General features: G+C 67.6%; 16 protein-coding genes, 1 pseudogene and 1 riboswitch. Of the genes and pseudogenes, 7 read left to right on the top strand and 10 right to left on the bottom strand.

Annotation, left to right across the window (positions count from 1 at the left end):
- Positions 1 to 3: 3 nt before the first annotated feature.
- A complete protein-coding gene (locus MKD51_RS09790; protein WP_240240920.1) occupies positions 4 to 642 on the bottom strand; it encodes a Ykof family thiamine-binding protein in 639 nt (212 codons plus the stop codon).
- Between the two features lie 91 nt (positions 643 to 733).
- Positions 734 to 844: riboswitch (TPP riboswitch) on the top strand.
- A gap of 31 nt (positions 845 to 875) precedes the next feature.
- Here MKD51_RS09790 and MKD51_RS09785 point away from each other — a divergent pair.
- From MKD51_RS09785 to MKD51_RS09775, 3 genes are read left to right on the top strand one after another with little or no spacing between them, the layout of a single operon-like run.
- Positions 876 to 1,943, top strand: a complete 1,068-nt coding sequence (locus MKD51_RS09785) for an ABC transporter substrate-binding protein (RefSeq protein ID WP_240240115.1) — start codon at positions 876 to 878, stop codon at positions 1,941 to 1,943.
- Positions 1,940 to 2,746, top strand: a complete 807-nt coding sequence (locus MKD51_RS09780; protein ID WP_240240114.1) for an ABC transporter permease — start codon at positions 1,940 to 1,942, stop codon at positions 2,744 to 2,746. Before MKD51_RS09785 ends, MKD51_RS09780 begins: the two co-directional genes overlap by 4 nt.
- The gene (locus MKD51_RS09775) at positions 2,743 to 3,525 is read left to right on the top strand and encodes an ABC transporter ATP-binding protein (RefSeq protein ID WP_240240113.1); all 783 of its coding nucleotides are present in this window, start codon (positions 2,743 to 2,745) and stop codon (positions 3,523 to 3,525) included. The genes MKD51_RS09780 and MKD51_RS09775 overlap by 4 nt, the downstream gene beginning before the upstream one ends.
- Positions 3,526 to 3,606: 81 nt before the next feature.
- Here MKD51_RS09775 and MKD51_RS09770 read toward each other — a convergent pair whose 3' ends face one another.
- A complete protein-coding gene (locus MKD51_RS09770; RefSeq protein WP_240240112.1) occupies positions 3,607 to 3,858 on the bottom strand; it encodes a transposase in 252 nt (83 codons plus the stop codon).
- Between the two features lie 225 nt (positions 3,859 to 4,083).
- On the opposite strand from MKD51_RS09770, the gene MKD51_RS16225 reads away from it, so the two are divergent.
- Positions 4,084 to 4,488, top strand: a complete 405-nt coding sequence (locus MKD51_RS16225) for an ATP-binding protein (RefSeq protein ID WP_346986725.1) — start codon at positions 4,084 to 4,086, stop codon at positions 4,486 to 4,488.
- Positions 4,470 to 4,727 (top strand): annotated as a pseudogene (locus MKD51_RS09760) (transposase); the annotation flags it as partial. The gene MKD51_RS16225 and the pseudogene MKD51_RS09760, both read left to right, overlap by 19 nt.
- On the opposite strand, the gene MKD51_RS09755 reads toward MKD51_RS09760, so the two are convergent.
- The gene (locus MKD51_RS09755) at positions 4,724 to 5,422 is read right to left on the bottom strand and encodes a hypothetical protein (RefSeq protein ID WP_240240111.1); all 699 of its coding nucleotides are present in this window, start codon (positions 5,420 to 5,422) and stop codon (positions 4,724 to 4,726) included. The pseudogene MKD51_RS09760 and the gene MKD51_RS09755 overlap by 4 nt on opposite strands.
- Before the next feature lie 180 nt (positions 5,423 to 5,602).
- On the opposite strand from MKD51_RS09755, the gene MKD51_RS09750 reads away from it, so the two are divergent.
- Both MKD51_RS09750 and MKD51_RS09745 read left to right on the top strand, forming a co-directional pair.
- Positions 5,603 to 6,178 (top strand): recombinase family protein, encoded by a 576-nt coding sequence (locus MKD51_RS09750; protein ID WP_240240110.1) that lies wholly within the window; start codon positions 5,603 to 5,605, stop codon positions 6,176 to 6,178.
- Between the two features lie 85 nt (positions 6,179 to 6,263).
- The gene (locus MKD51_RS09745) at positions 6,264 to 6,443 is read left to right on the top strand and encodes a hypothetical protein (protein WP_240240109.1); all 180 of its coding nucleotides are present in this window, start codon (positions 6,264 to 6,266) and stop codon (positions 6,441 to 6,443) included.
- Between the two features lie 9 nt (positions 6,444 to 6,452).
- On the opposite strand, the gene MKD51_RS09740 is transcribed toward MKD51_RS09745, so the two are convergent.
- The 7 genes from MKD51_RS09740 to MKD51_RS09710 all read right to left on the bottom strand — a co-directional run bounded on the left by MKD51_RS09740 (position 6,453) and on the right by MKD51_RS09710 (position 11,929).
- Positions 6,453 to 7,760, bottom strand: coding sequence for a site-specific recombinase (locus MKD51_RS09740; protein ID WP_240240108.1), 1,308 nt, complete (start codon positions 7,758 to 7,760; stop codon positions 6,453 to 6,455).
- 166 nt (positions 7,761 to 7,926) lie between these two features.
- Positions 7,927 to 8,265, bottom strand: a complete 339-nt coding sequence (locus MKD51_RS09735; RefSeq protein ID WP_240240107.1) for a helix-turn-helix transcriptional regulator — start codon at positions 8,263 to 8,265, stop codon at positions 7,927 to 7,929.
- Positions 8,262 to 9,374, bottom strand: coding sequence for a site-specific integrase (locus MKD51_RS09730; protein ID WP_240240106.1), 1,113 nt, complete (start codon positions 9,372 to 9,374; stop codon positions 8,262 to 8,264). Before MKD51_RS09730 ends, MKD51_RS09735 begins: the two co-directional genes overlap by 4 nt.
- Before the next feature lie 256 nt (positions 9,375 to 9,630).
- On the bottom strand, positions 9,631 to 9,996 hold the full coding sequence (locus MKD51_RS09725) for a type II toxin-antitoxin system death-on-curing family toxin (RefSeq protein ID WP_240240105.1): 366 nt from the start codon (positions 9,994 to 9,996) through the stop codon (positions 9,631 to 9,633).
- A complete protein-coding gene (locus MKD51_RS09720) occupies positions 9,993 to 10,196 on the bottom strand; it encodes a CopG family transcriptional regulator (RefSeq protein WP_240240104.1) in 204 nt (67 codons plus the stop codon). The genes MKD51_RS09725 and MKD51_RS09720 overlap by 4 nt, the downstream gene beginning before the upstream one ends.
- 65 nt (positions 10,197 to 10,261) lie before the next feature.
- Positions 10,262 to 10,819: a dihydrofolate reductase family protein gene (locus MKD51_RS09715; protein WP_240240103.1), complete on the bottom strand. Its 558-nt coding sequence runs from the start codon at positions 10,817 to 10,819 to the stop codon at positions 10,262 to 10,264.
- 51 nt (positions 10,820 to 10,870) lie between these two features.
- On the bottom strand, positions 10,871 to 11,929 hold the full coding sequence (locus tag MKD51_RS09710) for a PLP-dependent aspartate aminotransferase family protein (protein ID WP_240240102.1): 1,059 nt from the start codon (positions 11,927 to 11,929) through the stop codon (positions 10,871 to 10,873).
- Positions 11,930 to 11,950 lie beyond the last annotated feature (21 nt).

Here is an 11,950-nt window from a genome sequence, read left to right as displayed (position 1 = left end):
GGCTCACGCGGGGATGGGCGTCGGGCTGTTCAGCGAGACGGTGAGGTGGGTGGCGACGTGCTGCACCGTGCGACCGACCTCGATCCAGGCGTTTGCCGCCGTCTCGAGCACGGCGGCGAGGTCGCCGTCGAGCCTCGTAGCGTAGTGGTCAGAGCCGGAGTAGAGGCCATCCTGCTTCGCACGCTCGATCACGTCGTAGATCGGCGTCATGTGATCGCGTGCTCGATCGCCGCCGGCCGCGCCGTCGAGCAGCGGGTACAGCGACCAGTGCGCGCGGGCGCGGATGCCGGTCGCCCGGAGCGAGATCGGCTCGGCGGCGAGAGCGCCGACGCCGGCGGGCAGCTCGCACTCGAGCTCGCCGGGGCAGCCGCGCGAGAGCAGGATGCTCACCGAGATGTGCGCGCCGGTGCGTGCCGCAGCCGCGACGACGTCGCGCAGGTATCGGAGCACATCCGCCTCGGCACCGCCGAGGAAGGTCGAGATGTCGTTCGTCTCGACCGTGAGACCGGTCGCATCCGCTTCGCCCAGGGCGCCGAGGATGATCGAGACGTAGTCGGAGCTGTAGACCGAGAGCGTGAAGCGTGCCCCCACGCCGTACTGCTGCGGAGTCATCGGGGCTGTCGTGGTCTGATCCGTCGGCATGGTCACGCCCACAACGATAGCCGCGGGCCACTTGCCGCGGGCGCGGGGCATCCGTCTCGCCGCGAGCGCGGAAGGCAGTCGTTCCGATAGCATGGCGTCACACGGGAGTCCGGTAGGCCGGGCTGAGAGGAAGGCCCCCAACCTTCGACCGTCGAACCTGATCTGGGTCATGCCAGCGCAGGGAGGCAGCTCTTCCAACCCGTGCCCCGACCCCATTCGAAAGGGCACACACCATGCGTCGTCACGTCACCGACCGCGCCCGCAGGGCCGCGACCTCCACGCTCATCGCCGCTGTCGCATCCGCCGTGATGCTCACGGGATGCGCGTCGCCCGCACCGTCTGAACCGGCGTCATCCGAGGGGGACGAGGCGCTCTCCCCCGTCACGTTCGCGCTCGACTGGGCGCCGAACACGAACCACATCGGCGTCTATGTGGCGGATGCGTTGGGCTACTTCGAGGAGGCAGGGCTCGACGTCCAGATCCTCCCCTACGGCTCGGCCTCGTCGCCGCAGCTCGTCTCCGCCGGCGAGGCCGACTTCGGCATCGGGGGCCAGGCGAACGTGCAGACGGCGCGCACCGCCGGGCTCGACGTCGTCTCGGTCTTCCGGATCACGCAGACCGACACCGGCCGGCTCGTCGTGCTCGGTGATCGCGACGACGTCGAGCGGCCCGCCGACCTCGACGGGCTCGTCTTCGGTGGCTTCGGCGCCCCGCTGTACTCGGCGCTGGCGGAGGCGACGATCGTCGGCGATGGAGGCGAGGGTGAGTTCGACGAGGTCGTGCTCGACACCGGCGCGTACGAGGCGCTCAGTCAGGGGCGGATCGACTTCACCCTCTCGGTCGCCACCTGGGAGGGCATCCAGACCGAGCTCGACGGCGACCCGTACCGCGCCTTCCGCTACCAGGACTACGGCGTGCCCCAGCAGCAGTCCACGGGGATCATCTCGAGCGACGCCTACCTCGCGGAGCACCCCGAGGAGGCTGCGGCCTTCGTGCAGGCGGTGCAGCGCGGCTACGCCTATGCGACCGAAGACCCCGATGCGGCAGCCGACATCCTGATCGAGGCGAACCCCGACACCCTCGGCAACGCCGAGGAGCTGGTGCGCACGAGCGCGCGGCTGATGGCGACCGACGGCTACTTCACGATCGAGGGGCGCGCGATCGGCGAGGCCGATCCACAGGCATGGGATGAGTTCGGTGCCTTCCTGGTCGACGGAGGCTTCCTCGGCGATGCTGCGGGCGAGACCGTCACCGAGGTGCCCGACTGGTCGGCGTACTACACCGACGACCTGCTGCCGTGAGCGCGAGCGCGGCTGCTGGCGCGGCGTCTGCGGCCCGAGGCGCCGTCGTCGCGGTCGTCCCGCCGCTCGTCGCGGTGCTGGTGCTGCTGGGCCTGTGGCACGCTGTGTCGGTGGCGGGGCTCGTACCGGCCGAGATGCTGCCATCCCCGGCGCGCATCGCTCGGGTCGGGGTGGCCGAGCACGAAGCGCTGCTGCGGCACGCCATGCCCACCCTGACCGCGACGCTCCTGGGCTTCAGCCTGTCAGTGACGGTCGCCTTCGTCACCGCGACGCTGCTCGACTTCTCACCGCCGCTGCGACGCGCCGTGCTGCCGCTGGTTGTCGTCAGCCAGACCCTGCCGATGATCGCCCTCGCGCCGCTCGTGGTGCTGTGGTTCGGGTTCGGCATGCTGCCGAAGGTGCTGCTGGTCGCCTTCGTGACCTTCTTCCCGATGGTCGTCGGATTCATGCGCGGCTTCGGCTCGGCCGAGCCCGACGCCGAACACCTCCTGCGGTCGATGGGGGCGTCGCGCGTGACCGTCTTCCGGATGATCCGGCTGCCGTCCAGCGCCCCGTCGTTCTTCTCCTCCCTGCGCATCTCGATCACCTACGCGGTCGTCGGGGCGATCTTCGCGGAGTATGCGGGTGCGGTGGCAGGCCTCGGTGTCTTCATGCAGTCGGCGAAAAACGTCTTCCGCACCGACCTGGTGCTCTCCGCCGTCGTCGTCAGCTCCCTGCTGACCTTGGTCCTGTACGGCTTCGCCATCCTGCTCGAGCGGATGCTCGTGCCCTGGTATCGCATCGAGCAGGGGGCGGAACGATGAACGGCGGTGAGCTCGAGATCCAAGCCTTGCGGAAGTCGTTCGGCGAGAAGCTCGTGCTCGACGACGTCTCGCTCAAGGTCGGTGCGGGCGAGATCGTCGCGCTCGTGGGACCGAGCGGCAGCGGCAAGTCGACGCTGCTGTCGCTGCTGACCGGCGCGCAGCAGGCCGACGCGGGCGAGATCCGCTACGACGGCGCCCAGATCGACGGCCGCTCTCGGCCCTTCGCCTTCATGCCGCAGCGCGACGTGCTCCTGCCGTGGCGACGCATCCTCGACAATGCCGGGATCGGTCTCGAGGTCGCAGGGCTCTCGCGAGGCGAGGCTCGAGCGAAGGCATCCGAGCTGCTGGCGCCCTTCGGGCTGGAAGGGACCGAGCGCCTCTATCCCCGGCAGCTCTCCGGAGGGATGCGTCAGCGCGTCTCCTTCTTGCGCACCGTCGTGCAGGGGCGGCCGGTGCTGCTGCTCGACGAGCCGTTCGGAGCGCTCGACGCGATCACCCGCGACGAGCTGCAGCGCTGGCTGCTGGGCATCTGGGCGGAGCACCGGTGGAGCATCCTGCTCATCACGCACGACATCCGCGAGGCGATCAGGGTCGCCGATCGCGTGCTCGTGCTGGGCGCGCCCGGGCGCATCGCCGGCGAGATCGCGGTGACCCGCGACATCCCCCGCGATGACGGCTTCGTGCGCGATCTGCGGGTGCCTGGGCTCGAGGACCGGCTGCATCGGCTGCTGTCGGAGGCCGCGCGGCCGGGCTCGGCTGCCGCGCGGATCGCAACCTAGGGAGAGATGGCGACCGCGACGGTGACGAGGAAGGTCACGGGAACCGCGCCGATCGCGGTGATCAGCACCCGAGCGCCCACGTCAGTCGCCTGAGCCTCGCCGAGTCGATGCTCGCACGCAGCGCGGCGAAGCCTGCGAGGTCTGCGGCAGCGGTGGATCGCCCCACGTACCGGGGTTCAGCGCGACAGATGACTTCGCGACCCAGTTGCCCAGCGTGCCCTCGTTGACACCCAGATCCCTGGCCACCTGCGCGATCGGCTTCCCGGTCTCGGTCACCACCCGCACTGCGCCTTGCTTGAAGTCCTCATCGAACTTCTGATACTTCCCGTTCATCGCAACTCCTCAAAGCGATGTCTCCACGATACGAGGGGAAGCCCAGCACGGTGCCCCCACGACGAGGCTCCTCCCCACGCCGCGACTATGCCGAGTTCGGGGCTCGCGGAGGCTGGTCCAACCGCTGCCATCGCAGCGAACTGGCCCGATCAGGAACGGGATCCTCGGCATCGTCACGGCCTCGGCATACGTCGATCTATGTGGATGTCTGGATAGGTCGACGACATCGGGCTCCTGGGCGTCGGCGACGTCGCCGCGGAGGGCCTCTACCGGCTCGTCGACGCCGCCTACGAGAAACGCTCCATCGCGATCTCCTCGAACCTCCACCCCGCCGGCTTCGACGAGCTCATGCCCAAGACCCTCGCCACCGCGACCGTCGACCGGCTCCTCCACCACGCGCGCAGACCAGCGGCGACTCCATCCGCCTCGCGCAAGCGCTCGCCGGCACGGGGTGACACCGATGACCTGATGCCGAGCCCGACGCGGCCAAGGCCACCACAACCCGGTGGGCAGAACTCCTGGCCGCGTACGGGCAGTTCTCATGGCCACCAGCGGGCAGTTCTGCTGGCCGCCAATGGGCAATTCCTACTGACCGTTGACAGCTGCGACGGCGTGGCATCACCGCGGTGATCCCGGAGCCGGCGGACCAGGTCGGCCACCGCAAGCGGCGTGGCTCACGCGGCGGTCGGCCGCCCGCGTTCGACGCCGACGACTACCGCGGCCGCAACGTCATCGAGCGCGGCTTCTCGCTGCTGAAGCAATGGCGCGGACTCGCCACCCGCTACGACAAACTCGCCATCACATACCGCGCCGCCGCCGTACTCCACGCCATCACGATCTGGACCAAGGCATTGTCAGACACGCCCTAGCGCTGGTTTGCAGAGCCCCGAGGTGGACTGTTTCGGCGCATCGCGGGGAACGCAAGCTCGAGTCGACGCTCGTCCCCATCCCAGTCGAAGTCGCCCGGGGCTCCTTCGATGTACGCAGCCAACCCTGCGTCGACGAGGTCATGTTGCGACAGGCGGTACGAGCTCGGAGGTCGCCCTTGCTCACGCACGATGCGCATGCGGACAACATCCTCGCTCGCAACCCGCCTGAAGAGGGTCACGAGCTCGCGGAGAGCTATCGAGTAGAGATGCTTGTCCCTCTCGCGATCGGAGACGACCCAGAGGGTGGCCGGGCCGTGCTCGCTGTCCGGGGCGAAGTCGAGAACGAATGAATGCACGACGACGTTGCAGAACTCACGAACAGTGAGTGAGCGCTTCTGGCCCCGCTCCATGGAGTAGTACTCCCAGAAAGTCCACCGATCCAAAGGATTGAGGCTCGGACCCGTGAGTGGATGGACTTCGGCGGAGAGTCGTTCGTGTGGCAACAGCGTCGAGCACTTCTCGGACTCGATGAGCTTCCGGATGCTGAACGCTCCAAGGACGATGTCGCGTTCGACCAGGTAGCCGGTCCGTGGTCTCCAAGAGCGAAGGCTGATGCGTCGTTCCAGCGCCGCCGCCATGGTCCAGAGCGACTGACGCCACGGGCCAGATTCGTCGAGCACACTTGAGTCTGTCATCCAGGCTCATCGGTAGGAGGCGAGCAGACACCTTCTGCCCGATAGGCGATCCCTCACCGGGACACCCAGGGAGAGTTCGCGCGTCGATCTTTCTGCGCGTAGATGCTGACCTCCGTGATTCCCGTAAGCCCCGCCCGCTGAAGTGCCCGGTGAGGGGGCGTCAAACGCTACAGTCGCAGGATGCTCATCGGGTACGCGCGCGTCTCAACCAATGCGCAGGACCTCACGGCTCAGCGTGACGCACTCATCGGTCTCGGCGTCGACGAGCGGAACATCCACGTGGACCACGGGCTGACGGGAACTAACCGCGCCCGACCTGGACTTCGCGAAGCTCTCGCCGCATGTCGCGAAGGCGACACCTTGGTCGTGTCAAAGCTCGACCGCCTCGCGCGATCGCTGCCGGATGCGCGCGACATCGCCGACGAGCTCACAACCAAGAGCGTCAGCCTCAGCCTCGGCGGCAGCCTCTACGACCCGACTGACCCCGTCGGCCGACTCCTGTTCAACGTGCTCGGGATGGTCGCCGAGTTCGAGGCTGATCTCATCCGCGCTCGTACGCGCGAGGGCATGGCGGTCGCCCGCGCCAAGGGACGGTTGCGGGGGAAGAAGCCGAAGCTCTCACCGACGCAGGAGGCACACCTCGTCAGCCTCCAACGCGCGGGCTCACACACGACGGGCGAGCTCGCCGAGTTGTTCGGCGTCGCACGCTCAACCGTGTATCGGGCGCTGGAACGCGCAGCGAGGGCGGCGCAGTGAGCGACAACGGGTATGGCGTCCCCGTCGACTCGACGATCGTGCAGCGATGGGCAGAGGGCGCACTGACCCTGAGCGATGGACCAACATGTTGGAGGACACGCTCGGCTTTGGTTCCCGCGCTTTGATCCGCTTCTTCCAGCGCACCACCACGGCCGACATCACTGCGCTACTCCGTCGGAGCTTCTGGGAAGCGGGAAAGACGACGCCGCAGCGCGACGGCGGTGCACATCTGGCGCGGGTTGGCAAAGAACTCGGTCTGGAGTGACACCCTCACCTACCGCGGAGTCCGTGGCTGCGCGGCGTAGCTTGCGAAAGCCAGACCGCTTCGGATCGCGTGGCGCGTGAGAGTTGGGGCACCGTAACCGAGGATGTCGGCAAGGACTGCCGGATGAAGCTCTTGGGTCAGATCGGCGAGAGCGGCATTGCGCCCAGCGAGCACAGTCACGCCGAGCCTGCGTAGTTGGCCGCGGACGCTGTCTGGGTGGATGTGCTGTCCGGACCGGCGGCCTGGGAAGAGCCAGCCGGCATCGACGGTGGCGGTTCGCGATTGCGCCACGCTGGTGACCATCTCGAAGACGACCTCGGAAATGGCGCCGGGCACGAGCGCTGGCTGCGTGCCGCCGAGGTCGATGCGCATCCCCTCAGGTGTCTCGGTGACCGCATCACGTCGCAACTGGACGAGGCGGCCGATAGGCGTGCCGAAGAGGAGCATGAGCAAGCCGACGACGCGAGCCACGAGCGGAGCGTCGGTCTCGGCGAGCAGGTGCGCAAGCTGCTGGAGGCGTTCGGAGTCGGTCGCCAGTGGGGTCGTCACCGCCTCGCGCTTGCGCCCGGAGCCGAGCGCGGTGGCGCCGATCTTGTGGTTCCAGTTGATGAAGTTGCGGGCACTCTTCCGCGTCGAGGGCCCCTCGCTGAGGTACTCGTCAATGTGGCGTTGCTCCGCATCGGTGAACGCGACGTCACGCGTCTCGTCGAGCCAAGCGAGCAATTTACCGGCCTCGGTGATCTCCTGCTTCGCAGCGCGGGTGGCGTAGTTGAGATTGCGGATGCGATCAGCGTCATCGTGCAGACGGCGGGCGTGGTGCCAACGGGCGAACGGCTCGAGCGCCGCAACGATGCGGGGACGCGGCGCGAGGTCGCGCAAGCGTTGGTCGACCCACAGATCGAAGCGGGCGAGGTCGACGTTGCCGCGGTCAGGGAGAACGCCGTGGGCGACGAGGAGGCTACGAAGGTGCTCCACGGAGTTTGCGCGCGGGAGAGCGTCGAATGCGCTGTGGTCGAGTTCGAGCTCTCGGTGACCGATGCGTGTCAGTAGATCCTTTGCGGCCGGACCGCGCATCCATACAGTGATGCTCGCAGGCCGGTCAACGGCGCACAGGACGTTGACGAGACGCTTGAGGCGAAGGTCGGGTGGATCGGTGGGGGAGAGGACTGCATTGAGGTCCTCGCGGAGCACGCAGCGTGCGCATCTCTTGTTTCGAATCAACTCGGCCTCCAAACCGCATTTCACACAGTCGAGATCGGTCTCGATGCGTGCACAGACGCGGCAGATGGGGTCGCCGTTCTCGTCAAGGCCGGGCACCATGCCGTCATGTGCGCAGCTGGCGCAAGTGCCGAAGGTTTCGACCGCGCGGACGTAGCAAGACCCGCAGATCGGACCTTCTGGCCACGTCACTCGATGGCGCTTAGCGCTTTCTCCGCACCGGGGGCAGCGGAAGGTGCCGCCGACGCGAGGTCGGCCGGCGCGCCTACGCGTCATCGGGGTCGGCGACGATGCGCGCACGTACCGGCCGGTAGGACTCCAGCAATGGAGGGGATTCCTCATTGACGCGGCGTTTCCGAACTGCTCGCAGGCGCTGAGACTCGACCGTGATCAGTTCGTCGACGCCGACGTCGAAGATGTCGCAGAGAGCTGCGAGCAACTGCAGCGAGATTCGTTCCGGGTCTCGGGTGAGCCGGTACACCTGGGTTCGGGACAGGACGATGCCGCGGTCAGCGAGCGGTTCTATAAGGTCGGTCGTCTTCCGGTAGCCGGCTTTCGCCATGAGTACCGGCAGCTGCCATTGGTATCTCACTTGAATCTTCATGATGGGAGTCCTCCTTGAGTGCGACGGTGCACGGCAGTCGCGCGGTCGAGGGTCGCGCCGAGCACGCGATCGAGTTCGCGTGCTCGGTAGTCGGGGGACGCGATTGTGTAGATCGCGGTCGTGGATGCGTGTTCGTGGCCGAGTTGTTCCTTGGCAAATGAGGTGTCGAAGCCCCACTCGAGCTGCAGATGGGTTGCGTAGGCGCGACGCAACGAATGCAGGTCAAGGCCCTCGGGCAGCTCGAGTGCATCGACGTAGCGGCGGAAGCGGCGCAGCAGCGACTGGCCGTCGAGGACCGCGTCGCGCTCGGTGGGGAAGAGCCAGCCGGAGGTGTCTCCGCAGCGGGGGAGTCCATGCTGCGCCCAGTCCGCGACTGTCTCCGCGGCCCAATCGAACACGGTGAGCACGGTGCGCTGTTTCGACGGTGATCCGCGCATTGCCTTGCCGTATCGGACTCGGAGCAGCCCCCACGCGCCGAAGCGAGGGGCGCGGACATTTCGTGAGAAGTCGACGACCTTCAGGTGGCAGAGCTCTCTGCGGCGCAGCCCCCATCCGTACATCACTTTGAACGCCACCGCGTCCCGGTACGCAGCCAGCCCGCCACGCTTACCAGACCGCAGGATCCGTTCCACCTCGTCGTCGGCGAAGTCGAAGAACGACTGAAGCTCAGCGAGGGCGAAGGGGCGCTTGCTCGGGTTCTCGGGACCTTCCTGCCGATGGACCATACGGCGCGGTGCGATCGGGACGAACGTCTCTCCCAACAATTCGGTGCAATGCGCCGACCACGGGTATGTCGGATCAGCCGCATAGGCGAGAAGCAAGCCAATGTCGGTCTGGAACGCTCGCACCGTCGACGGCGCGAGGTGGTGGATGCCGCGCAGCTCGGCGAAGAAGTCGTCGGCCTCGAGCTGCGTCCATTGCCACGGGTACTTGCCCGACCAGTCGATCAATCGCTGCACTGTCCGAGCGCGCCGGGCGATGGTGCGTTGCTGGAACCCTTGAGCGAGCTGCGAGTGTGCCCATCCGTCGAGCATCGCGGTGCACAGCGACTCGGCGTCGATGGACGCACGCGAAGAGCGAAACAGCCGAATGCGGCCGGTCGACTCCATGGCGTACCTCCGTTACAGAATCTGCACCATTGGTGCAGAAAATGCAACAAGCAGGCTAAAATTGCCGGTCAGAACGGGTTTCGGGATGGTGCAAAAGATGCACCATTCCGCACCTCGCCTATCGCACCGGCCGCGCTGGACAGCCAGGAAAAGCCCCGGTCAGACCCGGGTGGACGACTGCATCGGCAGTTTGCCTTGCCGCTCAAGGGGAGGGTCGTATGCGCTCTATCCCTCTTTTGTCCGGACATAATGTGCATTATCGGCGGACTTCGCGCAGTGCAGCTGTGAGCGCATCGATCGTGATCTCTCCGGCTGCGAGGCCCACGACGAGGTCGAACGCCACGTCATCCTCAGCGTCGAGTTCGACGCCGTTCAAGCCGTAGAGCACGACGACGGCGAGCCACCCGAGTCGCTTGTTGCCGTCGACCAACGGATGCCCACGGACGATGGACTCCATGAGTGCCGCGGCTTTCGCATCCAGCGACTCGTAGGCCTCGACGCCATAGATCGTCGCGCTCGGTCGGTACGCAGCCGCGTCCAGCGCGCCGACGTCTCGCACGGGGCCGACTCTCAAGTCACTGATGAGCTGCAGCAGGTCGTCGAGCGACAGATGCTCGGTCATCGACCGAGGCGATCCAGCAGATCGGCGTAGCGTTCACGTGCGGATGCCGACAGCTCGGCGACCGCTGTGCTGTGACCCTCGCGCGCGGCTGCGTCGCGGATCGCGCGCAGTGCGGCTTCGTGCTTGCTCACCCTTGTCGCCGCAGCGAGCGCTTCGAGGGCGTCGTCGTCTGCGTCAGAGAGTCGCAAGGTCATCGCCATGCGAGGATGGTATCACTGTGATACCACTTTGGCGAGAATCGCTGCGAGCCCGTCTGAGAGTCGCCTCAGAGCGCGTACTGCAGCAGTGCGACGCCGTTGCTGAAGCCGCGCACCTCGAGCAGGCGCAGCCCATCTGCCTCGAAGCCGTCCGGGAACAGCCGCCGACCGCGGCCCTGCACCACCGGGTAGACGAACAATCGCACCTCATCCACGACGCCCGCGTCGATGAGCGCGTGGCACAGCGTGATGCTGCCGGTGACGACGATGTCCTCCCCCGGCTGCTGCCTCAGCGCCCGCACCTGCGCCAGCCAATCCCCCGTCAGCACCGTCGAGTGCTGCCACTCCGGATCGGTCATGGTCGACGAGACGACGTACTTCTCGACACGATTGAGCTGCTCGGTGACCCCTGTGCTGTCGTCGGTCTGCATCGGCCAGTACCCGCGGAAGTCCTCGAAGGTCTGACGGCCCAGCAGCAGTGCATCCTCGCGCGCGGTCTGCTCCTGCATCGCATCCCTCAGCTCGGGATCGTCGTCGCTCGGGTCGAACCAGTCGCCCAGCATCTCGATGGCGCCGTCGAGCATGATGTTCTGCGTGATCGCCAGCGTTCGTGTTCCGGTGCTCATGCCGCCCGACGATGGCAGACACGGGCGCGGCCCACCAGGGGTGTGTCGGCGCTACTCCCCCAGTGCCTGCAGCAGATCCGCGGCCAGGTCGTCGATGTGCTCGATGCCGACCGACAGTCGGATGAGCCCCTCGGGGATGGTCGGCGCCTCGGTCGGCCAGCGACGCCTGCGCTCCAATGTCGACTCCACGCCGCCGAGGCTCGTCGCCGCGACCCAGAGACGTACCCGCTCGACCACCCGATCGGCGGCGACCGCATCCGCGAGCACGATCGCCAGCACCGTGCCGAAGCGGGGATAGCGCACCTCGACGACTCCAGGGACATCCGCCAGCCGCCTGGTCAGCTCGCGCGCGTTCGATGCGGCACGCTCCAATCGCACCGGCAGCGTGCGCAGACCCCGCAGCGTCAAGAACGCCTCCATCGGCCCTGGGATCGCGCCGTGCAGCCCGCGGTGGTGGCGGATGCGCTCGGCGAGCTCGGCGTCGGCGGTCACGACGGCGCCGAGGACGACGTCGCTGTGGCCGGCGATGAGCTTCGTGGCCGAGTGCACGACCAGGTCGGCGCCGAGCTCGAGCGGGCGCTGCAGCAGCGGCGATGCGAAGGTGTTGTCGACCACGCTGCGCACCCCCGCCGCACGCGCGGCCGTCGTCAGCCGTGGGATGTCGGCGACCTCGAGCGCTGGGTTCGTGGGCGACTCGAGCCAGAGGATCGCGGCGCCGGTCAGAGTGGCCTCGACCGCGGGAGCGTCGGCGATGTCGACTCGGCGCACCTCGAAGCGGCCACTCGTCGCGCCCTCGTCGAGCATGAGCAGCGCATGCTGATAGGTGTGCCGCGCCACCACCACCGCTCCGCCGTGCGGCACCTGCTCGAGGATCGCGCTCACCGCCGCCATGCCGCTCGCGAACGAGATGCACTCGCCGCCCTCGAGCGCGCCCAGCGCCTCCTCGAGCGCCGTCCACGACGGGTTGCCGTAGCGCGCGTACTCCAGCTCGCCGCCAGCGACGAACGCGCTGGCGAAGGTGACGGGCTCATTGAACGGCGCACCGGATTCGTGCGGTGGCCGGCCAGCGGTCACGGCGATCGTCTCGAGGTGGCGGGGCGTATCTGACATGCCCCAATCCTGGCACTGCTC

The sequence above is a fragment of the Agrococcus sp. ARC_14 genome (genome assembly GCF_022436485.1).
In the GTDB taxonomy this organism is placed as follows: domain Bacteria; phylum Actinomycetota; class Actinomycetes; order Actinomycetales; family Microbacteriaceae; genus Agrococcus.
The sequence above is the reverse complement of the archived record's forward strand: the minus strand, read 5'-3'. Positions and strand labels throughout refer to the sequence as shown.

What these genes read in the sequence shown, in the direction of transcription:
- MKD51_RS09790 (WP_240240920.1), bottom strand. Translation starts at nt 642, where the DNA reads ATGCCGACGGATCAGACCACGACAGCCCCGATGACTCCGCAGCAGTAC.
- MKD51_RS09785 (WP_240240115.1), top strand. Translation starts at nt 876, where the DNA reads ATGCGTCGTCACGTCACCGACCGCGCCCGCAGGGCCGCGACCTCCACG.
- MKD51_RS09775 (WP_240240113.1), top strand. Translation starts at nt 2,743, where the DNA reads ATGAACGGCGGTGAGCTCGAGATCCAAGCCTTGCGGAAGTCGTTCGGC.
- MKD51_RS09770 (WP_240240112.1), bottom strand. Translation starts at nt 3,858, where the DNA reads ATGAACGGGAAGTATCAGAAGTTCGATGAGGACTTCAAGCAAGGCGCA.
- MKD51_RS09755 (WP_240240111.1), bottom strand. Translation starts at nt 5,422, where the DNA reads ATGACAGACTCAAGTGTGCTCGACGAATCTGGCCCGTGGCGTCAGTCG.
- MKD51_RS09750 (WP_240240110.1), top strand. Translation starts at nt 5,603, where the DNA reads ATGCTCATCGGGTACGCGCGCGTCTCAACCAATGCGCAGGACCTCACG.
- MKD51_RS09745 (WP_240240109.1), top strand. Translation starts at nt 6,264, where the DNA reads ATGTTGGAGGACACGCTCGGCTTTGGTTCCCGCGCTTTGATCCGCTTC.
- MKD51_RS09735 (WP_240240107.1), bottom strand. Translation starts at nt 8,265, where the DNA reads ATGAAGATTCAAGTGAGATACCAATGGCAGCTGCCGGTACTCATGGCG.
- MKD51_RS09730 (WP_240240106.1), bottom strand. Translation starts at nt 9,374, where the DNA reads ATGGAGTCGACCGGCCGCATTCGGCTGTTTCGCTCTTCGCGTGCGTCC.
- MKD51_RS09725 (WP_240240105.1), bottom strand. Translation starts at nt 9,996, where the DNA reads ATGACCGAGCATCTGTCGCTCGACGACCTGCTGCAGCTCATCAGTGAC.
- MKD51_RS09720 (WP_240240104.1), bottom strand. Translation starts at nt 10,196, where the DNA reads ATGGCGATGACCTTGCGACTCTCTGACGCAGACGACGACGCCCTCGAA.
- MKD51_RS09715 (WP_240240103.1), bottom strand. Translation starts at nt 10,819, where the DNA reads ATGAGCACCGGAACACGAACGCTGGCGATCACGCAGAACATCATGCTC.
- MKD51_RS09710 (WP_240240102.1), bottom strand. Translation starts at nt 11,929, where the DNA reads ATGTCAGATACGCCCCGCCACCTCGAGACGATCGCCGTGACCGCTGGC.